Source organism: Streptomyces sp. WMMB303 (assembly GCF_029351045.1).
Lineage (GTDB): Bacteria > Actinomycetota > Actinomycetes > Streptomycetales > Streptomycetaceae > Streptomyces.
Window position 1 is genome coordinate 575668 of record NZ_JARKIN010000001.1, and the last position, 23492, is coordinate 599159.

The window sequence follows — 23492 nt, forward strand, 5'->3', positions numbered from 1 at the left end:
CTCTCGTTGGTGTGGCGGGCGGTGCCCGGAGGGGGCGGTCGGTCAGGGTCGGTCAGGAGTGGAAGGGCAGTCCGGCGTCCGGAACCAGTTCCGGATCGTCGTCCCGGGGCGGCAGCAGGCTGGCCGTGCCGTCCGAGACGGGTACGACGCCCAGTTCCAGCAATTCGGCCATGGCCGCGCTGCCCGCCATGTCGCGGACCTGCAACTGGTAGCGCGCGGTGGTGCGGTAGGTGCCGCCCGCGTCGTCCCCGGTGCGCTGGAGGAACCCGGAGTCGGCGAGGAAGGCGACGGCCTTGGCGATGATGCCGGTGGTGGAGCCGGCGAGGCGCCGCGCGTCCTTGGTGGCGCCGGTCGCGCTGCGCCGGGCGTAGACCCGCCAGGCGGCCTCCAGTCCGGGCGCGTCGGTCGCCGGGTCGGTGTTCTCGCCCTCGGCCTCGGCACGCTCCTCCAGCCTGCGGCATGCCTGCCGCACGAAGGAGTCCACGCCGTTGACGCTGATCCGGCCGATGTACCCGTCGTCGGCCAGGTCCTCCGGGCGCGGGAAGGCCATCGCGGCGCAGGCCAGATGGGCGAGGCCGTGCAGGAAACGGTCCGCAGAGTCGGCGCCGGCCCGGCGCGCGTAGTCGCCCATGCGGACCGCGAAGGCGGAATCCTCGGCGGCGGCCAGCGCCATACCGGCGCGGGTGGAGACCTCCAGCACGACCAGGCCCAGTCCGGTGGCGACGGCGTCGGCCAGCCGTGCGAAGGGCGGTTCGTCACGGTAGCGGCGCAGGAGTTCGGTGTACTCGGCGTCCCGGGCGGGCGCCAGCTTCGGTTGCAGGCCGAAGGAGACCAGGCGGGCCGCGTCGGCGGCGTCCGCGGGGGTCACCCGCGGCGCCGGGCCGGTGTCGGCGGGCCCCGCCGCGTGCTCGGGCTCCGGCGCGGGGTCAGTCATGGTCGCTCCAGTTCACAGTGGTGCCGGGCCGGACGGCTGCGGGCAACGGGCTCACGCGGCCTCCGTCCGGTCCGCGGCCATGCCCGCCGCGTCCAGCAGGGCCGTGCCCACGATCAGGTCGGCTCCGCCGAACTCGGGGTCTTCGAGCTGCTCTCCGTCGTCGACGGCGAACAGCAGCCGCTGTTCACCCTGCCGGTAGGCCGTGCCCACCGGTGGGCTCGCGGCGTGGATGGCGAGGAGGGCGATCAGATACGGCAGCTCCGGATCGCGTCGACGGGCGTCGGCCAGCAGTCCGGACAGCCGCCGGGGCGCGTCCGGCGGCAGCTCCAGCAGCTCGGTGGCCGCCGCGAACTGCTCCTCGCTGAAGCGGCTGTCGTCGGGGGTGGCGACCAGGTCGGGCTCGGGCATCTCGGCACCGAGGTGCTCGCGCGGCGCCGGCGGGGTCAGCAGCAGGTCGGTGAGGTCGCCCAGCCGTACGGTGCCGGGCGTGCGCAGCCCGGCGCCGCGGGCGAAGAAGGCGTCGGTCACCCGGCACGCATCCGACAGCGCCAGCGGCAGCACGGGCGCCAGGAGCTGGCCGTGCAGGTCGAGCCCGGCGCGGGCCGCGGGCGGCGCGAAGGACTGCCGGTCCTGTTCGGCGCGGAAGAGCGGTCCGGCCTCCAGCAGCCGGGACTGCAGCTGGGTGTGGCGGCGGATGCAGTCCTTGACGATGTCGACCAGTTCGGCGGCCCGGCGCTTGTGGTCCGGCCCCCGTTCGGCGGCGGCCTCGTCGCGGGCCTTGCGGATGTTGGTGAGGATGGCGTTCTCGTGTCGGTAGCGGTCGGCGACGTGGTCGAGGGCTTCGTTGATCATGTCGGGGACGGCGCTCAGCCAGTCGACGGCCCGTACGTCGCGCCGGGTGGCCTCCAGGGTGCGGCGCAGCGTCTCCGCGTACTGGACCGTGCGGTAGCGGGCCTGTTCCGCGGCGAGCTGGGCGTCGGCGAGGCGGCCGCGGCTGATGAGGACCTCCAGCTTGACCTCGGCGGCGATCTGGGCGCTGGTGACGTCCGTGTCCAGCGCACCGACCAGGACGTTGACGGCCTCGTCGGTGGTGCGCAGGTACACGCTGCCGCCGGGGCCGGGCACTTCTTCGACGAGTTTGAAGTCGTAGTCCCGGCGCACGTAGCTGCCGTCGGGGCCGAACGTGCCGTAGACGGCGCGGAAACCGCGGTCCACACTGCCGACGTTGATCATGTTCTCCAGCACCCAGCGGGCCACGCGTTCGTGTTCGGCGGTGGCGCGCTCGGGCGCCTGCGCCGCGACCCGCGGCAGCAGCTTGGCGACGACCTGGTCGTGGTCGGCGCCGGTGTCGAAGTCCATCTGGAGCGTGACCAGGTCGATGGCGGCCAGCGCCAGCTCGGCCATCTCATAGGCGCGGTACTCGCCCGCGAGGTTGGCCTTGCGGGTGTCGAGGTCGTGCAGCGGCGCGGTGCAGGCGAGCGCGCGCAGGCGGCGGGCCAGGCCCTCGTCGGCCGCGGGGCCCGGAGCCGGGGAGGATGCGGCCGCACCGGTCCGTACCGGGATGCTCGTCGTGGTGGCGCTCTCAGTCACGACGCACACATTATGCGGTCCCCCCGACAGGATCCGAAACGGCACGGTTGTCACGGTCCGGGCGGTTGCCGCACACCGCGCGGCAGCCCGGCCCGCACGACCACCTCGGTGCGGCGCGGCAGCAGCGGTGCACCGGGTCAGCCGAGCCGGCGGGCGTACGCCTGAGCGAGCTGGCGGCGGGAGTCGTCGAGGTAGTCGGCGAGCAGCAGCTCCGCACCCGGTCCGTCGCCGTCCCGGAGGGTACGCAGGATCTGCTCGTTGCGGGGCAGATAGGGCTCGTGGAAGCGGCGGGGGTCGTCCATCACCTGGAATACCAGCCGCAGTTCGGCCAGCACCCCGCGCATCATCTCATCGGCCCGCGGGCTGCCGGCGAGCTGCACGAGTCCCTCGTGGAAGCGCATGTTGGCGGTCCCCAGATCGCGCCAGCGGTGCGCGGCCGCCGCGGCCCGCCCCGCCGCGACCGCCGCCGCCATCGCCGCCACGGCCTGCTCCGGGCAGGGCGGCCCGGCCGGTTCGCGCAGCGCGGCGCACTCCAGAAGGCGGCGCACGCGGTAGAGGTCCTCCAGGTCCTCGACGGTGAGCTTGCGCACGAACATGCCCCGGTTGAGCTCGTGCACCAGCAGCCGCTCGTGGGTGAGCAGCCGGAACGCCTCACGCAGGGTGTTGCGCGAGACTCCGAGCGCGCTGCCGATCTCCTCCTCCGCGAGCCGCATGCCGGGCAGGAAGCCGCCCTCGATGATCCGGGCGCGCAGGATGCCCGCGACCCGCTCCGCGGTGCTGGTGCGCTCCAACGACGCTCGTTCGCCGCGGAGTTGTTCCAGCACGTGGTCGGTCATGGGTTGCAGTGAACCGCACCGGCCGAAAGGGGACAACACGGGGGTCCCGGACCGGTCGGTGCGCCCGTCCGCTCGCCCTCCGGGTGGCCGGCGCCGCGGGTCAGCCCGGCGGCGGGGTGCCGTAGCCGCCGCCACCGGGAGTGCGCAGCACCAGCACGTCGCCCGCCGCCACTTCCGCCACGTCGCGCCCGGCCAGCGGGGTGCGGGTGCCGTCGGCGCGCTCCACCGCGTTGTCCCCGAGCGCGCCCGGCGAGCCCCCCGCCATCCCGTAGGGCGGCACCCGCCGGTGGCTGGTCAGCAGTGCCACGGTGACCGGTTCCAGGAAGCGCAGCCGCCGCACCACGCCGTCGCCTCCGTGCCGGCGCCCGGCGCCTCCACTGCCGCGGCGGATGTGGAAGTCCTCCACCCGCACCGGACAGCAGGACTCCAGCACCTCGGGGTCGGTGAGCCGCGAGTTGGTCATGTGGGTCTGGACCGCGTCGGCGCCGTCGAAACCGTCCCCCGCACCCGCCCCGCTGGCGACGGTCTCGTAGTACTGGACGCGCGCGTTCCCGAAGGTGAGATTGTTCATCGTTCCCGAACCCTCCGCCTGCACGCCCAGCGCCGCGTAGAGCGCGCCGGTGACGGCCTGCGACGTCTCCACGTTGCCCGCGACGGTGGCGGCGGGCCGGACGGGCGCGAGCATCGACCCGGCCGGGAGGCGCACCTCCAGCGGGGCCAGGCAGCCGCTGTTGAGCGGGATGTCCTCGGCCACCAGCGTGCGCAGGACGTAGAGCACCGCGGCCCGCACCACGGAGCTGGGCGCGTTGAGGTTGTCCTCGCGCTGCGCCGAGGTGCCGGTGAAGTCGAGCAGTGCGGAGCGGCCGGCCCGGTCCACGGTGACGGCCAGCCGGATCACGGCACCGCTGTCGGTCTCGTACGCGCATGCGCCGTCGGGCAGTCCGGCGACGAGCCGACGCACGGATTCCTCCGCATGGTCGCGGACATGCCGCATGTAGGCCTGTGTCACGTCGAGGCCGTACTGTTCGATCGTCGCGCGCAGCTCCGCGATGCCCTTCTCGTTCGCCGCGATCTGGGCGCGCAGATCGGCGAGGTTGGCGTCCGGGTCCCGGGAGGGGTGGCGGGCCCCGGTGAGCAGTGCGCGGGTCTCCCCCGTGCGCAACCGCCCGCCGCGCACCAGCAGCCAGGTGTCGAACAGCACGCCCTCCTCCTCGACGGTGCGGCTGAAGGCCGGCATCGAGCCGGGTGTCAGGCCCCCGATCTCGGCGTGGTGGCCCCGCGAGGCGACCAGGAACAGCAGCCGGTCGCCTTCCTGGTCGAAGACGGGGGTCACCACCGTGATGTCCGGCAGGTGGGTGCCCCCGTGATACGGGTCGTTGACGGCGTAGACGTCCCCCGGGCGCATCCCGCCGGCCGTGCGCCGCAGCACCTCCTTGACGGTGTCACCCATGGAGCCCAGGTGCACCGGAATGTGCGGCGCGTTGGCGACGAGGTTGCCCTCCGGGTCGAAGAGCGCGCACGAGAAGTCGAGCCGCTCCTTGATGTTGACGGAATGCGCCGTCTTCTCCAGGCGCGCGCCCATCTGTTCGGCGATCGCCATGAAGAGGTTGTTGAAGACCTCCAGCCGCACCGGGTCGACCCCGGTACCCACCGCCGGCCCCGCCGCCCTGGCCCGGACCCGGGTCAGCACCAGATGCCCATGCGGGTCGGCCGCGGCCGCCCAGCCCGGTTCCACCACGGTGGTGGCGTCGGGCTCCACGACGACGGCCGGCCCGGCCACCCGCTGCCCGGGACGCAGTTCCTCCCGCCGGTGGAGCGGGGTGTCCTGCCATCGCCCGTCCGTGCACATCCGCACCACGTCGTGCGGCCGCGCGGCACTCCGTGCGGAGCCGGACACGGGCGCGGGCGCCGCGACCCGCCCAGCCCTGCCGGTCGCCTCCGCCACCGCGGTGGCGACCACCAGCGGCTTGTCCATGGTGAACCCGTAGCGCGACCGGTGCTCGGCCGCGAAGTCCCGGGCCATCCGCTCCGCGCCGCCCAGCGGGACGGTCAGCGCGGCGTCCGTTCCCGCGTACCGCAACTGGAGCCTTGCGGTGGTGCTGATGGCCTCGTCGGGGATGCCGTCGTCGCGCAGCTCCTCCCGCGTCTGCCGCTCCAGGCGAGCGCACAGGTCGCGCACCCGGGAGAGCCGCTCTTCGCCGAGCTCCTCCTCGACGGACTGCTCCCGCAGCACGGTGGCGTCGGCCACACCGATCCCGTACGCGGACAGCACTCCGGCCATCGGGGGCACCACCACGGTGCCGATGCCCAGTTCGTCGGCGACCGCGCAGGCGTGCTGCCCGCCCGCGCCGCCGAAGCCGGCGAGCGCGTAGCGGGTGACGTCGTGGCCGCGCTGGACGGAGATCTTCTTGACCGCGTTGGCCATGTTGAGGACGGCGATCTCCAGGAATCCGGCCGCGACCTGCTCGGGGGTGCGGCCGTCGCCGGTCTGCGCGGCGAGCCGCCCGAAGCCCGCGCGGACCTCCGCCACATCCGGCGGAAGGTCGCCGTCCGGGCCGAGGACGGCAGGGAAGTACGCGGGCTGGATGCGGCCCAGCATCACCTGCGCATCGGTGACGGTCAGCGGGCCGCCGCGGCGGTAGCAGGCGGGGCCGGGGACCGCACCCGCCGAATCGGGGCCGACGCGGTAGCGGGCGCCGTCGAAGTGCAGCACCGAGCCGCCACCGGCCGCCACTGTGTGGATGTCCATCATCGGGGCCCGCATCCGCACCCCGGCGACCTGCGTACCGAACACCCGCTCCAGCGCGCCCGCGTAGTGCGACACATCGGTGGAGGTGCCGCCCATGTCGAAGCCGATGACCCGCCCCTGGCCGATCTCCGCACAACTGCGGGCCATGCCCACCACACCGCCGGCCGGACCCGAGAGCACGGCGTCCTTGCCCCGGAAGTGCCGCGCCTCCCGCAGTCCGCCGTTCGACTGCATGAACATCAGCCGCACACCCTGCAACTCGTCCGCCACATCCGCCACGTAGCGGCGCAGCACGGGCGAGAGGTAGGCGTCGGCGACGGTCGTGTCGCCGCGCGGCACCAGTTTGATCAGCGGGCTGACCTCGTGCGAACAGCTCACCTGGGAAAAGCCCGCCGCACGGGCGAGACGGGCGATCTCACGCTCGTGCGCGGGATACCGGTAGGCGTGCAGCAGGACGACGGCGGCGCTGCGGAAACCCGCCTCCCGTGCCTCCTGGAGGGCGCGGGCCGCTGCTTCACGGTCCAGCGGCAGCACCACTGTGCCGTCCGCGCCCAACCGCTCCGGGATCTCCACGACGCGGTCGTGCAGCGCCTCGGGCAGCACGATCCGGCGGTCGAAGAGGCGGGGCCGGTTCTGATAGGCGATGGTGAGGGCGTCCCGAAAGCCCTGGGTGGTGACCAGAACCGTCGGCTCGCCCGTACGTTCCAGCAGCGCGTTGGTGGCGACCGTGGTGCCGATCTTGACGACGTCGATCCGGTCCGCCGGGACGGGCTCGTGCGGCGGCACCTCCAGCAGCGCGCGGATCCCGGCGACCGCGGCGTCCCGGCCGGGCCGGACCGGGTCATGGGAGAGCACCTTGCTGCTCACGAGCGTGCCGTCGGGCCGTCGGCCGACCACGTCCGTGAACGTTCCGCCCCTGTCCACCCAGAACTCCCAGCGGCCACCCACCTCTCCCATGGTGCCCGTGGCGCGCAGCGCCGCAAGGCGGGGAAGCCCGGCCGCACCCTCCCGCCGTACGGCGCCGAAGGAGGGCGGAAGAGTCAGGCGGCGGGCGGGGTGAGGCGGCCGCGCACGGCGATCTGGACTCCCGCCTCCTCGGCCGGATCGGCGGCCAGCCGGCGCAGCCGCTCCACGACTCGTGCGTCTCCGGTGGCGGCGTGCTCGGCGGCGACCTCCCGGGTGGACTCCTCGCAGTCCCACAGGCACTCGATGGCGAACCCCGCGGGGAAGGAGGGGTCGGTGGCGGCGAGGGAGCGGGCGGTGCGCCCGCGCAGCTGGGAGGAGGCGGTCTCCCGGTAGATGTGCCGCAGCACCGGTGCCGCGCAGCCGATGGACAGCCGCCCGGCGCCGTCCACCAGCGGCCACAGTGCCGGGCTGTCGGGTCCTTCCAGGCGGATGGTGCGGCGCAGCGCTGCGAGGACGGCCTCGGCATCCTGCTCACCGCCCCGGCAGGCCAGCATCTCGGCGGCGACAGTCGCGAGCCCGGGCGGCAGCGCCCCCTCGGGAGCGGCGGCCCACCGGCGGGCGCGCTCCAGCGCGGCCGGCGACCGCATGCGGGCGAAGGCGGAGGTGGCGGCGTCGGCGACGGTCTCGGCCGGGTCGGCGGCGGCTTCCTCGACGAGATCGAGGACCGCGGGGTCGTTGCGGTCGGTCAGGTGCCGCAGGGCGGCGGCTCGCGCGGCCTCGTGGGGTCCGCGCGCCGCGGCCAGCAGCAGCGGGCGGTCCTCGGGCCCGGCGACGGCGGACAGGCAGCGGGCGGCGGGGGCCTCGCGGTGCTGGCGGGGGTGCTGGTCGTGGCCGTCCTGTGCCCAGTGGAGGATCTCCCGCACGCTCCAGCCGGGCCGCGGTCCGGGGCTGCGGAGCTGGCGCTGCCAGCGGTCGAAGGAGCGGCACTCCCGGGCCCGGCGCAGCCGCTCGGCCTGCTCGGGATGCGCGGGGTCCTCCGCCCACAGCCGCCATGGGCGGGGTTCGAAGGCGTCACGCGCGGCTTCGGCGAGCTCGGCGTCGCCCTCCGGAGTGCGGGGGAAGCGGGCCAGCACGGCAGGGCCCAGGGGGCGCAGGCCGGCGTCGGTGTCGCGGACGGCGAGCTCGTCCAGCGCCCATTGCCAGTTCGCGCCGGTGGTGGCATAGCGGCGCAGCAGTTCCAGGGGTGCGTTGTCCTGGCTGCCGCCCCGGGCCGCCGCGTAGGAGGCGAGGTGGCCGAGCACGGAGAGGGCGAGCCCGGTGCGGCTCTCGGCCTCTTCGGGGGTGCAGAGCAGGTCCGCGGGGTCGAAGAGGTGCGCGGCGATGTCGTCGAGCCCGGCGTCCAGCTCGCTGTGCAGACGGGCGTAGTACAGGGAGCGGTGCTCGACCTGCCAGTCCCGCCTGGGGTCGTGCAGCACGCAGTGCCGTAGCGCGGCGAGCGCCTCGGCGCGCGGCGCGGCGAGCGCGTGCAGCGTTCCGTCGCCGCGGCCCCTCTGGAGGAGGCCGAGCAGCGTACCGCTGGGCGCTATGTCTGAATCGACGGAATCGACGAACATAAGAGTCAGCATCCGGTGCGGGGTATTCGACTGGCAACGGGATTTCCGTTGCCGGGCATTCTTGCCGGTGACCACGGTTCTACTCCTGGGTTTCACCTTTCGGAGCGAGGACACCCGGCCGGCAGCCGGAGCTTACCCGGAGTGACGCATTCCGCCGAGCCCGGCCGCCCGCGGCACCCGGACCGGGCCTCCCGCCCGGGCCCGGGCGGCCTACCGGGACATATGACGGCAGCACCACCGCATCGAGTGTGGCCGAATCCCTTACGGGGAGTCGTGGGCTGTGTCACAGTCGTAATCGACTCTCCCCCGTATCGGAGTTCTCCATGGCCTCCTACCTCCATGCGGACCGCTCGGCACCGCGGCCTCCGGACCGCGGCACGCTGGACGCTCTGATCACCCAGGCACGCACCCTGCGGGGGCGCCTCGACGCCGTGCGCCGGGGCGCGGACGAAGCGAGCGAGCCGGACCCGGGGGTCGCCGGTGCCGATCCGCGCACGCGGTGGCGGCGCGCGCTGTGCGAGCTGGCCGTGCACCAGCTCGACGACCTGGGCAGCCAGCTCGACCAGTTACGGGAGGGCATGCCCCCCGAGATGCCCCGGGCGTGGCCGACCGCCGACCAGCCGCCCGCGGAGGTGGCGGACATCCCGGGCACCGCCTACCCCGCGTCCCGGCCCCCCGAAGAGCCCGCGCCCTCCCGGCGCGACCGGGTGGGCAGCGCCGAGTGGAACCTGCTGACCGACGAGGTGTCCTGGTCACCGGAGCTGTACGGGATCTTCGGCAGGACCGACCGGGACGGCCCGCTCTCGCTGGACGAACTGCCCTCCTGGGTGGTCCCCGAGGACCAGCCCGCGCTCGCCACCGCATTCACCGACTGCCTGGTGGACGGCAGGGCCATCGACCAGGAGTTCCGGCTGGTACGGCCCGACGGCTCGGTGGGCACGGTCCACATGGTCGGCGAGCCGGTGCTGGACGGCGACGGGAGCACCGCCGCCATGTGGGCGGTGGTGCGGGACGTCAGCGCACTGCGCCGCAGCGAGCACACCGTGCGGGAGAGCCGGGACTCACTCCAGCGCGAGCGGCACCTCGCCCGGACCGAGCACCGGCTGGCCGTCGAACTCCAGGAGGCCGTGCTCCCTCCCTGGCGCGGCTCGCTGCGGTTCCCGCAGGGCGACGAACGGACCACCGGCGCACTCGATCTGGCGGCGCACTATCTGCCCTCCGCGTCCAGCTCGCTGATCGGCGGCGACTGGTACGACGCGATGGAACTGCCCGGCGGTGCGACGCTGCTGACGGCGGGTGACCTGACGGGGCACGGTGTCACCGCGACCTCGGGCATGGCCATGCTGCTGGGCGCCGTACGCGGAATGGCGCTGGCCGACGTCGGGCCGGGGGCGCTGATAGGGCATCTGAACCAGCTCCTGGACTCGACCGCCCAGCCGTCCCTGGGCAGCGCCCTGTGCTGCCGGTACGAACCGCGCGCCCGCACCCTCACCTGGGCGCAGGCCGGCCACCCGGCGCCGCTGCTCTTCCGCGGCGGCTCGGGCAGCGTGCTGCCGCGCCCGGAGGGCGTGCTGCTGGGCGTCACCTCGGGCGCCGCCTATGGACAGCGCACCGTGCAGCTGCAGCCCGGCGACCTGCTGGTGCTGCACACCGACGGGCTGGCGCCCGACGACACGCTCCGGCCCTCCGGCCCCGGCCACGGATCCCGGTCGGCCGCTCTGCACGCGGGCAGCGCCCGCCTCCTGGCCCTCGCCGACCGGTTCACCGCGGCCGGCTCCGCACAGGAGTGCGTCCGGGCCGTCGCCGAAGCGTTCGCCGACCGGGAGCGCGAGGACGACGCGTGCGTGCTGGTGGCCCGTGTGACGTCCTGACGGCGGCGGCCCCGGGATGGCGGCCGCCCGGGAGCGACCGCCGCGGTCCGCAGGGCCGGCCCCCGGAGGGTCCGGCACCCCCCGGCCGGTGACCGCGGAGTGCCGGTGCTCCGGACCGGTGCCGGCGAGCTGCCACCGAGGACGGCCCGGCCTCCCTCTCACACCGTCTCGGCCCCCTTCACTCCGCGTACTCTGCGGATGTCGCCGGGGGCCCGCCGCAGCTCCCCCGCGTCCTTGAGGCTCCTGCCGGTCCGCGACGGCTTCGGCGCCCGGGGAAGCGCCTCCTCGATCTCCGCGCGCAGCTCCCCGACCATGCTGTGACCGGCGTACTGCCCCGTGAGCCGGTACATCTCGCGCAGCCGGTCCCAGGTGCGGTGCGAGGAGTTCTCACTGATGGACAGCAGGGCCAGGCGGGCGTAGCGGTCCGCCTGTTCCGGGTCGTCGGAGATGTAGCAGGCCGAGGCCACCGAGAGGTAGTCGAAGATCTGGGAGCGCCGACGTCCCTCCTCGCGGAGCGCCAGTGCCCGCTTGGCGTGGTGTTCGGCGGTCCTGGCGGCGGCGGGTTCGTGGTCGGCGAGGGTGCGGAAGGCCAGCGCCTCCATGCCGTACAGGTCGGCCTCGTCGAACATCTGCATCCAGCCGGGCGGTGCGACGTCGCCCCTGTCCGAGGCGAACAGCTCTTCGGCCTGCCCCAGGGTGCGCCGCATCTCCCGCCCTCGGCCCATGGATGCCTGCGCCCACGCCTCGATCGTGCGGAACATGGCGCGGGTGCGGGGCAGGGCCTCGTCGCCGGCTCCGGAACGGGCCAGCTTCACCAGGTCGAGCGCATCGTCGGGGCGACCCAGGTGCACCATCTGGCGGGCGGCGCGGGAGAGTGCTTCTCCGGCCCGCGGCCGGTCGCCGCCCTCCCGCGCCGCGTGCGCGGCGATGACGAAGTACTTCTGGGCTGTGGGCTCCAGGCCGACGTCGTGCGACATCCAGCCGGCGAGCACCGCGAGGTTGGCGGCGACGCCCCACAGCCGTTGCTGCAGCTGCTGCGGGTGGTGGTAGGAGAGCATCCCGCCCACCTCGTTGAGCTGGCCCACCACGGCCTTGCGCTGGAGTCCGCCGCCGCGTTCGGCGTCCCAGGCGCGGAAGACCTCCACGGAGTGCTCCAGCGCCTCGACCTCCTGCCGCCCCACCGGAGCGGCCTCGTAGCGGTCGTGGGTCGAGTGGCCGGCGGGGGCCGCGTGGGCCACCCCTCCGGTGCCCTGTGCGCGGGACGTCACCGGGTCGCTGCCGAGCCAGTTGTGCATGGCACTGCTGAGTGCCGATCCTGCGGCGAGCGCGGCGCCCGCGCCCACCATGCCGCGTCGGTTGAGCATGAGGTCCATTCCCGTGAATTCGGTGAGGACCGCGGCGACCTGGCCGGACGGCAGGGGCAGCCCGTCGACGGGCTCCGCCTGCGCTGTCTGCCCCGGCCCGGTGAACCCGAGGTCCTCGATGGTCACGACACGGCCGAGTCGCTCGGTGAACAGGGACGCCAGCACCTTGGGCACCGGATCACGCGGAGTCTCCCCGGTGTCGATCCAGCGCCGCACCCGGGAGGTGTCCGTCGCCAACTGCGCGTACCCCATCGCTGCCGCCTGCCGGTTGACCAGCCGGGCGAGCTCGCCCTTCGACCATCCGGCAAGTGCGAAGAGGTCCGCGAGGCGCGCATTGGGTCCCTTTGTCACGTCAAGCCCCCAGGTTCTCGGCTGAGTTGACAGTAGCTCCCGTACGCACGAGTACGCCGGGCCCGAGAACATTCGCCAGGGTTCGCCAGGGTCCGCCAGATGGTGTGCCACCCGCGCCCGGGTGTCGTGTAGGAACGCGCCACCCCGGTCATCCGCCCGGCCCGCATTCCCCAGGGTGCTCAGGTCCGGACGGGCAGCCGGGGAGGCGCGGAAACCCCGTCGGCACACGAAGGGATCTCGCGCGCCCATGTATTCAGCATCATCCCCCGTGTCCGTGCAGCGTCGGCCGCGTGCGGCCCCGGTGCCCCCGCCCCGCGGAAGGGGACCGGCGGTGCTGGCCCCCGATCCGGCACGCGATCCCGCGCGGGCGCCGGGCCCGGTCGTCCCGCACCCCGGCGCCCGCATGGATCTCCGCGCGCCCAGCACCGTGTCCCCACCCGTCAGCGGGAGGCTGGACTTGTCCGGCCCGCAAGGCACCCGGCTCCGTGCCGCCATCTCCTCGATCCACCGGATCTGCCCGGAGTTCACCCCTGTCCAACTGCTCCGCAGGCGCGGGCGCTCGGTGCTGTTGGCCGGCACCGCCGGACGGAACACCGTCATCGCCAAGTGCCTGCTGGACCACTCCTCCGCTTGGGCCGAGCGCTTCCGGCACGAAATAGCGGCCTACCGTGCCTTCGTACGGCACCGTCCGCCGGTACGGACTCCGCGGCTGATCGCCGCCGACCCGGACGCCTGCACACTGGTGATCGAGCGGGTTCCGGGGCGGGTGGCGGCGGCTCAGCGACACCCGGTCGAGGCCCCGCCCCGGGCGGATCTGCGGGCGGTGATCGGCTGCTTCCGCCGGCTCAACGAGTGGGAGCCGCCACCATCGGCGTTCGAGCGCCCGCTCGACTACCCGGCGCGGCTGACCCGCTTCCACGAACAGGGCCTGCTGACCGACCGCGATCTGGGCGATCTGCAGAAGCTGCTGCACGGACTGGTGCAGTACCGCGGTCCGGGCGGCCGACGCGGGGTGCCCTGGCAGTTCTGCCACGGGGACGCCCTGCTGACCAACGTCATGCTGGGCCCGGCCGGCCCCTCGCTGGTCGACTGGGAGCACGCGGGCTGGTATCTGCCCGGCTACGACCTGGCCTCCCTGTGGGCGGCGCTGGGGGACGCGCCGCTGGCGCGCCGTCAGATCAGCCAGCTCGCCCAGGCAGCCGGTCCGGCGGCACGGGACGCCTTCCTGGTGAATCTGATGCTCATCCTCACCCGGGAGATCCGCACCTACGAGGCGGCCGTGCAGCGCACCATGCGGGCTCCCTCGCCGCAGGTCGCGGCGGAGGCTGCCGCGGCGGTCCGGGCGGGCGGCATTCCGACGGGCGAGGAACAGCGGCTGTTGCTGCGCAGGCTGCACGACGACTGCGCCACGGCGCGGCGGGCCGTGCGCGCGGCGGTCGGCACCCGCTGAACCGGCGGCCGAGGGGGCCGTTCGGGTCATCCGGCCGGAGCGGCGCCGGGACGCGGGGGCGCCCCGGGGCTTCACCGGTCTGCACCGGTGACACCCCGGGCGCGGACGCCCAGCCGGGCCCGGAACGACGGGCGAGGACGGGTTCGGTGGTGTGGCGTCGAACTGACAGCCGCGCGGAATGATTGACGGATCGTCGGCCAATGGGTACGTCTGAGGACTGCTCGCGTCCGTGACCTCACGGCGCACAGTCCGAGGAGGCGGCATTGCCACGATCCTTCCGTGACCCAGACAGCGCACCCGCCGACGACAGCAGTGCCGGACGCGGTCGCCGCGGCGAAAGACGCACCGGCCGCCGCGGCTCCCGCTCCGCGGTCGTCGCCGCGGCGGCGGCCGCGCTGGTCGTCCCGCTGTTGACGGCGGGCAGCCCGGCGACGGCTGACCAGCCCGACGGCGGAACGCTCCAGCAGCAGTTCGCCGCTGCCGCGGACCGCTACCACGTGCCCGAGAAGGTCCTGCTCGGCGTCTCGTACCTGCAGTCGCGCTGGAATGCGCACCAGGGGGCACCCAGTGTCTCCGGCGGGTACGGGCCGATGCATCTCACCGACGCGCGCACGGCCCTGGCCTCCTCCCGCACGCAGGGCCGCACCTCCGGCGAGGACGCCCGCGGTGACAGCGCCCGCCCGCTCCGCTCCACCGCGCTGCCCGCTCGTCCGCAGCCGACGGGAAAGCTCCCGGCGCGGCTGCGGACGCTGGCGCGTGCCGCCGAGCTGACCGGGCTCGACGCGGCCCGGCTGCGCTCCTCCACGGAAGCCAATCTGCGCGGCGGCGCCGCCCTTCTCGCGGACGCGCAGCGACGGCTCGGCCACCCGCTGAGCGCCGATCCGGAGGACTGGTACGAGGCCGTGGCCGCCTATCCGGGCGGCGGGCGTGGCGAGCCGAGCGCCACGGCGTTCGCCGACGACGTGTTCGACGTGCTGCGCACGGGTGAGAGCCGGACCACCGACACCGGCGCCGCCGTCACCCTCCGGGCCACACCCGAGCTGCGCTCCCCGCAGGCGTCCGACCGGGCACGCCGTCCCCGGGGCAGGGTGGAGTGCCCGCGGAGCGTGGACTGCGAGTGGTATCCGGCGGCGTACGAGAAGTGGACGGACGACTCCGGCACCGAGGACTACGGCAACCACGACAAGGCGCGGCGCCCCGGGTCGCAGAAGATCGACTACATCGTCGTCCACGACACCGAGGGGACGTACGAAACGACACTGGGCCTGGTGACCAACCCGAAGTACGTCTCGTGGAACTACACGCTCAGGTCGTCCGACGGGCACGTGGCGCAGCATGTGCGGGCCAAGGACGCCGCCTGGCACGCGGGCAACTGGTACGTGAACTCCAAGTCCGTCGGCCTGGAGCACGAGGGATTCCTGACCGACCCGGACGCCTGGTACACCGAGGCGATGTACCGCAGTTCGGCGCGCCTGGTGAAGTACCTCGCCAGGCGGTACGACATCCCGCTGGACCGCCAGCACATCCTCGGCCACGACAACGTGCCCGGTCCGACCGCCTCCAGCGTCCCCGGCATGCACACCGATCCCGGTCCCTACTGGGACTGGCAGCACTACTTCACGCTGATGGGCAAGCCCTTCACGCCCAAGGCCGGCCCGCGGTCGGGCGTGGTGACGATCCGGCCCGACTACGACGAGCACAAGCCGCTCTACACCGGCTGCGAGGGCGCGGCCAAGCCCTGCCCCGAGCACGGTTCGTCCGCGGTCCGGCTGCACCAGGCGCCGGACACGTCCTCGCCGCTGGTCGAGGACGTCGGGCTGCGGCCCGACGGCTCACCGTCGACCACCGGGGTCAACGACACCGGCGCCCGTGCCACCACAGGCCAGCAGTACGCGGTCGCCGGCCGGAAGGGCGACTGGACGGCCGTCTGGTATCTCGGCCAGAAGGCGTGGTTCCACGATCCCGCCGGCCGGCGCACCGCCGTACCCGGCCGGGGCACGGTGCTCACGCCCCGCGAAGGGCGTACGGAGATCCCGGTGTACGGCCGGGCCTACCCCGAGGCGGACGCCTTCCCTCAGGACGTACCGGTGCAGGCCCTCTCACCGCTGCCGTACAAGATCGCCGCGGGGCAGCGCTACGTCGCGGGGCTGAAGACTGCGGGCGAGTATCTGTACGCCGTCACCTATGACCCGGACGCGGAGAACTTCCAGGTGGTCCGGGGCAAGCAGCGGTACTACCAGATCCAGCTCGGCCACCGCGTCGCGTTCGTGAAGGCGGCGGACGTACGCGTGGTCCGCTGAGCGGACCACCCCGGAAGGCAGGCACCGTCTCCGGACCCGGAGGCGGTGCCGTCGGCCGCCGGGCCGGCGCCCGGGACGGCTACTGCTGGAACATCTCGGCGGGCAGCGGCTTGAGGAGCGCGTAGAGGTCGTTGGTGACGGGACGGTCCCAGCTCGCGATGGTGACCAGCACTCCGTCGCTGCGGTCGAACTGGACGCAGGAGATCCGGTCTTCGGAGAGCTTGACCCGGCGGACGATCAGCAGGTTGTCCTCGTGCATGACCGGGTCGTCCTCGGTGCTGACGACCTCGATGTGCTCGTCGTTCTCCAGCGCGGCCAGAAGCTGCACCACCTCGAAGGGTGCCTCGTTGTCGGCGACCTCACGCGCCGGGGAGCCCTCCGGGAGATTCCCGATGATCATCGCCGGGCCGCGGCCGCCGAACAGGTCGTACCGCAGGAAGACGCCCTGGCAGGTGCCGTCCGGGGCGGGCAGCAGTCCCGCGCCGAGATTCCCCGGCCAGTCGGACGGGTCCATGGCCAGGACATCGAAGTCCGGGCCCGCGGGCACGGCGGCGCTGCGGCGGCGGAGGAACGACATGCCGCAATAATACGTGTCCCTCGACGGTCGCCCTCGGTCAGTGCCCCGCCACCCGCATGGTGAGGGCATTCCCGGCGGCGGGGCGTCCGCACGAGGCGCTGCGCGGGCGGGCAGCAGGTCGGCAGGCACTTCCCGGTGCCGGAGACGGGCAAGGCGGGCGGGGCGGGCAGGGTGCAGGTGGTGGACGAGGGTCAGGTGCTCACCGTGTGCCCCTGTGCGCTCGCGCTCCGCGGTGCCCTGCCGCAGCGGCGGCCGGACATCCGGTCCGGCGCGGTGCAGCGGTCCGGGCGCGGGCGGAGGGGGACCGGGGAGCCGCACCCCCGCCGATCGTCGGCCCGGGCGCTCCGCCCGCTGCGCGCATCCGGGCAGCGCCCGCTGCCCTGTGCGGCGGCGCGGGCAGCGGTCCCGCGGCCGGGGCCTCACGTCAGGTCGAACTCGCCCTCGCGCGCCCCGCGGACGAAGGCGCGCCACTCCCCCGGGTCGAAGATGAGCGCGGGCTTGTCGGGCTGGCGGCCGTGCCGCATCGCCACGAACCCCTCGACGAAGGCGATCTCGACATCGCCGGTGCCCCGGCTGCTCGACTGCCACTGCGCCCGGCTGAGGTCGAGTTCGGGCTGCCTGATGGTGCTGTCGGCCACGCTGGTGCTCCTCCCGGTCGTCGTACCGCCGGCGTCACCCTAACCAGCGGCGCGGTCGCCGGGACAGGGCGCGGCAGCGGGAAATCGGAGGGCGGGCGACTCCTCCCGCGCCGGGGCGGCGGCGGACCCGGCGCGGCGAGACGGCGCCCTGCCCGCGAAGAGGGCGGTCTGGCCCGGTGGCTCCTGCGGAGGCGCACGCACCCGCGCGCCCCGGAACGGCTGAGCCGCACCGGCTGCCCGGAGGCGGGCGCTTCGGGCAGCTCAGGATTCGGCGAGGAAGTCCAGCACCGCCCTGGTGAACTCCATGGGGCGGGTCTCGTGGACGAGATGACCCGCGCCGTCGATGGTCACGACGCGTGCGTCGGGCATCCGGTCTGCCATCAGGTGCAGGTCCTGCTGCGGGAGATGGCTGCCGTTGCCGCCGCCCACCAGCAGGGTGGGGGCCGTGACGGCCGGGAGCCGGTCCCACCACCGCGGGTCGGGATCGTTGCGCTGCCGCGTCCACTGGACCACGACGTCCCAGTCGAAGAGCGCGGGCTCCTCCGGTGGTTCGGGCACCTCCCGCGGCGGCCGGACCGGCCGCATGGCGGTGGTCTCCTCCAGGACGAGGCGGTCCACGCGGGCGGGGTGTTCCTGCGCGAACAGGTAGGCGACCACAGAGCCGAAGGAGTGTCCGACGAGAATCACCCTGTCGATGCCCAGCACATCCAGGAACCCGCGCAGGTCGCCGACGAAGTCGTCCATCGCGTAGCTGCCGGGCCGGTCGCTCTCTCCGTGGCCGCGCAGGTCGAGCGCGTGGACCGGATGCTCGCCGGCCAGCCCCGGGACGAGCGGGCCGCGCCAGTCCTCACCGTCCTCACCGAGGCAGTGCAGCAGCACGACGGGGACACCCTTGCCGCTGCCCCAGGACCGATAGCCGAGCCGGACTCCGTCGGTGTGCACCGTCCGCGTTCCGTTGTCGCTCATACGGGGGACCGTACTCCGTCACTCGTCCCGCTTGTCGAAGGGGCCGCGCCGGGTGTCGCCGGGCCGTGCGGCCAACTCGGACTTCCGGTAGGAGTAGCCGAAGTAGACGATCAGGCCGATGACGAACCACACCAGGAAGCGCACCCAGGTCTGCCAGTCGAGATAGGTGGTCAGCCAGATCGAGAAGATGACGCCGAGCGCCGGTGTGACGGGCATGCCCGGGACCCGGAAGGTGCGCGGCAGGTCCGGGCGCCGGTAGCGCAGGACGATGACCGCGACGCAGACCACGACGAAGGCCAGCAGGATGCCGATGTTGGTCAGTTCGGCGGCCTCCTGGATCGGCAGCAGGCCCGCGATGACGGCGGAGACGACGCCCACGATCCAGGTGACGCGGACCGGCACGTGGTGGACGGCGTCGGTCTTGGCGAACCACTTGGGCAGCAGCCCGTCCCGGCTCATGGAGAACCACACCCGGGTGACGCCGAGCATGAAGGTGAACATGACGGTCAGGATGCCGATGATGGCGCCGACGGCGATGACGTCGGCGATGCCGCTCAGCCCCACGGACTTGAACGCGGTGGAGAAGCCGCTGTCGGGGTCGATGTCACGGTAGTTCTGCATACCGGTCAACACCAGGCTGACGGCCACGTACAGCACCATGGAGATGGCCAGCGAGTAGATGATCGCCTTGGGCATGTGTTTCTGAGCGTCGACCGACTCCTCGGCCGCCGTGCTCATCGCGTCGTAGCCGAAGACGGCGAAGAAGACCGTCGCCGCACCGGTGAAGGCACCCGAGACACCATAGGGGAAGAAGGGGTGCCAGTTGCCGGTCTTCACGTGGAAGACGCCGACGACGATCACCAGCAGCACCACCGCGACCTTGAGGCCCACGACGATCAGTTCGAAGCGGGCCGCGTTCTTGATGCCCCGGGTGAGCAGATAGGCGATCAGCAGACAGAGCACCGCTGCGAACAGATCGACGCGGTGCCCGGCACCGGTGCCGGGCGCCCCCAGCATCCACGCCGGCAGGTCGAGGCCCGTCTCGCCGAGCAGGAAGGAGAAGTACCCGGAGATGCCGATCGCCACCACCGCGACGATGGCCGTGTACTCCAGCAGCAGGTCCCAGCCGATGAACCAGCCGCCGAGTTCGCCCAGCACCGCGTAGCCGTAGGTGTAGGCGGAGCCCGCCTTCGGGATGAGCCCGGCGAACTCGGCGTAGGAGAGGGCCGCGCAGGCGCTGGCCAGCCCGGCCACCAGGAACGAGATCAGTACGGCGGGACCCGCCTTGCCGTTGGCGACCGTTCCGGCGAGGCTGAAGACGCCGGCCCCGATGATGCCGCCGACTCCGATCGCGGTCAGGTGCCGCAGGCCGAGGGTGCGGGAGAGCTGCTGTCCGGCTCCGCCCTCGGTCTGTTCGATGTGCTCGATCGGTTTACGGCGCAGTACGCCTTCGCCGCTCCAGAGCCCGGCCATGGGTCCTCCTGACATCGATGCGTGTGACGGCGGCCCCGCGGACGCTGCCCACGACGCCCCGTCAGCATCATGGCCGTGCCGGGAAGGGGGGAAAAGCGGCCACGAGGTCCGCGGAGGCCACCGCTCCCAGACGTACCCGTCTGGCCCTGCGCGGCAGCCGCCGGTCACGGCCGTCGCGTCCGGTCCGCCCGGTACGGCTCCCGCAGCCTGCGCGTGAAGTGCTTGCCGTTGGGGTCGCGGGGCAGCTCCTCGATGAAGTCCACCGCCGCGGGGCACTTGTAGCCCGCGAGCCGCCCGGCGCAGTGCGCCAGGATCGCGGCGGCCGTCTCCGGGCCGGGCCGGTGACCCGGTGCGGCCTCGCAGAACGGCCTTGACCTGCTCGCCCCGGACCTCGTACGGCACGCCGAAGGCGGTGGCGTCAGGTCCGGCCGCGGGCGCCGCCCGGTCACCGGCACCCGTACGCGGCCCCTTCGACGCCCGCACCGGTCAGCGTGCGCCCGCGGTCAGCACCCGCGCGCCAGTTCGCGGTAGACCTCGTCCGCCTCCGAGCGGCGGCCCAGCCGCTCCAGGCAGTGCGCCTCCTCGTTCCGGCTGGCCACCGTCGCCGGGTCGGCTGAGCCGAGCGCCTGTTCGCGCACAAAGGCGAGTTGCCGGTGCACCTCCAGCGCCTCCTCCCAGCGACCGAGCCGGCCCAGTGCGTGCCCGAGTTCGTGCCGGACGGCGAGCGTGTCCGGATGGTCGGGGCCCAGCACTCCGGCACAGTCGGCAGCGGTGCGGGCGTACTCCTCCAGCGCTTCCGGATGACGTCCCGACCGGGCCAGTGCGGTGCCGGTCTCGTGCCGGCTCGCGAGCGTGTCCGGGTGGTAGGACCCGAGCAGCAGCTCACGCTCGGCGGCGACCGCGCGGTGCACCTCGTACGCCTCCTCCCAACGACCGGCCCGGCCCAGCCGCAGTCCCGCGTCGCGCCTGTCCGCCAGGTCGGCGAGCCGCTCCCGCGGCGGAGCGCCCTGCGCGGGGATGCGCGCCGGAGCCGGGCGGGCGGCCGCGTGGGTGCGATCCGCGGCGGCGCACGCCTCGGGCGCCCGTGCGACGCCCCACGACGCCACCGGTTCCCGGAGAGCGGGCCCTGCGGGGGCGGCAAGCGCCCCGTCCGGCGGCGCGCCTGCCCGACGGCGGCCGGCGGCCGGCAGGCCGGCGTCCATCCCGCGCGTCCACGGCGGCATCCACAGCGGCGCGATCCCGGCGACCGCGGCCGGTGCGACCGCTGCGCCGGGGTAGGCCGCGCCCCACACCCCCGCCCGCGCAGCGGGCGGATGAGCGCGGGCGGCGGCGAGTTCGCCCGCCAGCCCGGCTGCGGCATCCGGCCGGTCGTCCGGCGCCTTGGCCAGCAGCCGCAGGATCGCGGTCGCCAGTGGCGGGGGCAGGTCGGGGCGGTGAGCGCGCGGCGGTACGGGCGGCGTGTCCCGGTGGCCGACGAGCACCGCCCAGGGGTCGCCGCCCTCGAACGGGGGCGAGCCGGTGGCGATCTCGTAGAGGACGCAGCCGAACGAGTAGAGGTCGCTGCGGTGGTCGACGGCGGAGTCCGCGATCTGCTCGGGTGACATGTAGTGCGGGGTGCCCATGGCCATGCCGGTGCCGGAGATCCGGGCGGTGAAACCGATGTCGTGTGCCAGCCGGGCGATACCGAAGTCGCAGATCTTCACGGTCCCGTCCTCGGACCGCATGACGTTGGCCGGTTTCAGGTCCCGGTGCACGACGCCCTGGGCATGGGTGTACGCGAGGGCCGCCGCGACCTGTTCGGCCACGTCGAGTACCTCCGCCAAAGGGAGCGGCTGCCCTTTGTTGTCCGCCAGCAGCTGGCTGAGGTTGCGGCCCTCCAGCAACTCCATGACGAGGTAGAGCAGTCCGTCGTCGTCCCCGAAGTCGTGCACGACCGTCACCCCGCGGTGCTGGAGCGAGGCGGCGACCCGCGCCTCCCGCCGGAAGCGTTCCCGCAGGACGCGCTGGAATCCCGCGTCCTCACGCCGCGCCGGCGGCTTCAGACACTTGACGGCCACGCGTCTGCCCAGCGACTCGTCGCGTGCCCGCCACACTTCGCCCATACCGCCGCGCCCCACAAGATCGAGCAGCCGGTACCGGCCATGGATCAGGGTGCTCTGCGCCATCCCCGTCTCTCGCCCCCGTCGTTGCCGCGTTCTTCCCTCCCCTGTCTGTCCAGTATGGCTGCCTCGTTCCTGCGTGTGTATGCCAACCGATGACGAGGTGTACGCGTTTGACTGGTTCGATGCGTTACTGATGTATACAGACGTTTTCGGTGTCGCGCCTGGGTCGGGGGTTTCCTGCCCCCCGTCGCCGCGCGGGGCACCGGACTCGGCGCGGGCGGCGGTCAGTCGGGCTTCGGACGCGGCGCCAGCCAGGCCAGCGCGGCGGTCACCAGGGCCCGTACCCCGGTGTCGAGGGTGGGCTGGACGACGGGAGCGAAGCGCGGACTGTGGTTGCCGGGGATGTCCTGGTCGACGGTTCCGGCACGCTCCGCCTTGCGGTAGGCGGCCGGGTCGGTGCCGCCCAGCCCCCAGTACGTGGCGGGACAGCCGAGACCTGCGGGCAGCTCACCGAAGTCCTCGCTGGCCGACAGCGGGCCCGTGGTCCGGGCACGCTCTCCGAAGTAGCCGCCGAAGGCGCTCGCGACCCGCTCGGTGGCCTCCACGTCGTTCTCGGTCACGGAGAACGCGCCGATCGTCTCGAACTCCGCGGCCTCCGCGCCCGATGCGGCGCACTCGCCCGCGATGATCCGGCGTACCGCGGCCAGCACCCGGGCGCGGGTCTCCTCGCCGAACGTGCGGATGTTGAGCTGGATCTCGGCGCGGTCGGGAATGATGTTCGGCCCGCTGCCCGCGTGGATCGCCCCGACGGTCACCACGGCGGGCGTGGTCGCAGCGGTCTCCCGGGCGACGACCGTCTGCAGCCGGAGCACGGTCGAGGCGGCCAGCACCACCGGGTCCACGGCCCGTTCGGGCATGGAGCCGTGCGCGCCCCGCCCGCGGAAGGTGACCCGCAGACTGTCGGACGCGGCCATCATGACGCCGGGCCGGGTCAGCAGCGTCCCCGCCGGCGCCGGAAGCACGTGCTGGCCCAGCGCGACGTCCGGACGGGGGATCCGCCGGGCGAGTCCGTCGTCGATCATCGCCCGCGCTCCGGAACCGTTCTCCTCGTTGGGCTGGAAGAGGACGACCAGGGTGCCGCGCCATGCGTCGGTCCCGGCCGCCATCAGGCGCGCCGCACCCAGCAGGCAGATGACATGGACGTCGTGGCCGCAGGCGTGCATCACCGGCTGCTCCGCGCCGTCCGGGCCGCGGGCGGTGTCGGTCGAGGCGTAGGGCAGCCCGGTCTGCTCGCGCACCGGCAGTGCGTCCATGTCGGCACGGAGGAGAACGGTGGGGCCCGCCCCGTTGTGCAGCACGCCGAGGACGCCGGTCCCGCCGATCCCTTCGGTGACCTCGTAGTCGCACTCGTTCAGGGCCTGGGCGGCGTGGCCGGCCGTGCGGCGCTCCTGGAAACCGAGTTCGGGGTGCTGGTGGAGGTCCTTGTAGCGGAATTCGAGGCTGTCGCGGATGTCGGGCAGCCCGGTGAGCACCGCGTCCGCGGCGACAGTCGTGGGATCTTTCTCGGTCATACGGTCCTGGTCCTCCGGCGGTGGGGCGGCGGTTCGGGGCGCGGGCTTCCGCGTCGGCACCGGCCCCGGGCGCGCTGGTCACCGGACCCGCGGGCGGGGCAGGCGGTGCTCCCGCATCCGACGGAGCGCGGCGTCCCACGAGGCGGCGGTGTCACCAGTGGGCGCTTCCACCGGGAGCAGGCCGTCGACACGACCCGTTCA

15 protein-coding genes and 1 pseudogene are annotated in these 23492 nt (G+C 73.7%); 3 read left to right on the forward strand and 13 right to left on the reverse strand.

Annotation, left to right across the window (positions count from 1 at the left end; genetic code table 11):
* Positions 1–52: 52 nt before the first annotated feature.
* The 5 genes from P2424_RS02680 to P2424_RS02700 form a co-directional block, all read right to left on the reverse strand.
* Positions 53–934 carry a hypothetical protein gene (locus P2424_RS02680; protein ID WP_276474193.1) on the reverse strand — a complete coding sequence of 294 codons (882 nt, stop codon included), beginning with the start codon at positions 932–934 and terminating at the stop codon, positions 53–55.
* A gap of 51 nt (positions 935–985) precedes the next feature.
* Complete coding sequence (locus tag P2424_RS02685; RefSeq protein WP_276474194.1) at positions 986–2524, reverse strand: hypothetical protein; 1539 nt, start codon at positions 2522–2524, stop codon at positions 986–988.
* Between the two features lie 137 nt (positions 2525–2661).
* Positions 2662–3360, reverse strand: a complete 699-nt coding sequence (locus P2424_RS02690; RefSeq protein WP_276474195.1) for a GntR family transcriptional regulator — start codon at positions 3358–3360, stop codon at positions 2662–2664.
* 100 nt (positions 3361–3460) lie between these two features.
* A complete protein-coding gene (locus P2424_RS02695) occupies positions 3461–7057 on the reverse strand; it encodes a hydantoinase B/oxoprolinase family protein (RefSeq protein WP_276474196.1) in 3597 nt (1198 codons plus the stop codon).
* Positions 7058–7149: 92 nt separating this feature from the next.
* Positions 7150–8628, reverse strand: coding sequence for a HEAT repeat domain-containing protein (locus P2424_RS02700; RefSeq protein ID WP_276478797.1), 1479 nt, complete (start codon positions 8626–8628; stop codon positions 7150–7152).
* 323 nt (positions 8629–8951) lie between these two features.
* On the opposite strand from P2424_RS02700, the gene P2424_RS02705 reads away from it, so the two are divergent.
* The gene (locus tag P2424_RS02705) at positions 8952–10499 is read left to right on the forward strand and encodes a SpoIIE family protein phosphatase (protein WP_276474197.1); all 1548 of its coding nucleotides are present in this window, start codon (positions 8952–8954) and stop codon (positions 10497–10499) included.
* 158 nt (positions 10500–10657) lie between these two features.
* On the opposite strand, the gene P2424_RS02710 is transcribed toward P2424_RS02705, so the two are convergent.
* Positions 10658–12214, reverse strand: coding sequence for a hypothetical protein (locus tag P2424_RS02710; RefSeq protein WP_276474198.1), 1557 nt, complete (start codon positions 12212–12214; stop codon positions 10658–10660).
* A 247-nt stretch (positions 12215–12461) separates the two neighbouring features.
* On the opposite strand from P2424_RS02710, the gene P2424_RS02715 reads away from it, so the two are divergent.
* Positions 12462–13664 (forward strand): aminoglycoside phosphotransferase family protein, encoded by a 1203-nt coding sequence (locus tag P2424_RS02715; RefSeq protein WP_276474199.1) that lies wholly within the window; start codon positions 12462–12464, stop codon positions 13662–13664.
* Between the two features lie 263 nt (positions 13665–13927).
* A complete protein-coding gene (locus P2424_RS02720; protein WP_276474200.1) occupies positions 13928–15964 on the forward strand; it encodes an N-acetylmuramoyl-L-alanine amidase in 2037 nt (678 codons plus the stop codon).
* Between the two features lie 79 nt (positions 15965–16043).
* Here P2424_RS02720 and P2424_RS02725 read toward each other — a convergent pair whose 3' ends face one another.
* The 7 genes and pseudogenes from P2424_RS02725 to P2424_RS02755 all read right to left on the reverse strand — a co-directional run bounded on the left by P2424_RS02725 (position 16044) and on the right by P2424_RS02755 (position 23291).
* Positions 16044–16541: a hypothetical protein gene (locus tag P2424_RS02725; RefSeq protein WP_276474201.1), complete on the reverse strand. Its 498-nt coding sequence runs from the start codon at positions 16539–16541 to the stop codon at positions 16044–16046.
* 419 nt (positions 16542–16960) lie between these two features.
* The gene (locus P2424_RS02730; RefSeq protein ID WP_276474202.1) at positions 16961–17179 is read right to left on the reverse strand and encodes a DUF397 domain-containing protein; all 219 of its coding nucleotides are present in this window, start codon (positions 17177–17179) and stop codon (positions 16961–16963) included.
* 261 nt (positions 17180–17440) lie between these two features.
* A complete protein-coding gene (locus P2424_RS02735) occupies positions 17441–18145 on the reverse strand; it encodes an alpha/beta hydrolase (RefSeq protein ID WP_276474203.1) in 705 nt (234 codons plus the stop codon).
* Between the two features lie 18 nt (positions 18146–18163).
* Positions 18164–19618: an amino acid permease gene (locus P2424_RS02740; protein ID WP_276474204.1), complete on the reverse strand. Its 1455-nt coding sequence runs from the start codon at positions 19616–19618 to the stop codon at positions 18164–18166.
* A 164-nt stretch (positions 19619–19782) separates the two neighbouring features.
* Positions 19783–20038 (reverse strand): annotated as a pseudogene (locus P2424_RS02745) (acyl-CoA synthetase); the annotation flags it as partial.
* Between the two features lie 83 nt (positions 20039–20121).
* Positions 20122–21783 (reverse strand): serine/threonine-protein kinase, encoded by a 1662-nt coding sequence (locus tag P2424_RS02750; protein WP_276474205.1) that lies wholly within the window; start codon positions 21781–21783, stop codon positions 20122–20124.
* 221 nt (positions 21784–22004) lie between these two features.
* Positions 22005–23291 (reverse strand): amidohydrolase, encoded by a 1287-nt coding sequence (locus tag P2424_RS02755; protein ID WP_276474206.1) that lies wholly within the window; start codon positions 23289–23291, stop codon positions 22005–22007.
* Between the last annotated feature and the right edge of the window lie 201 nt (positions 23292–23492).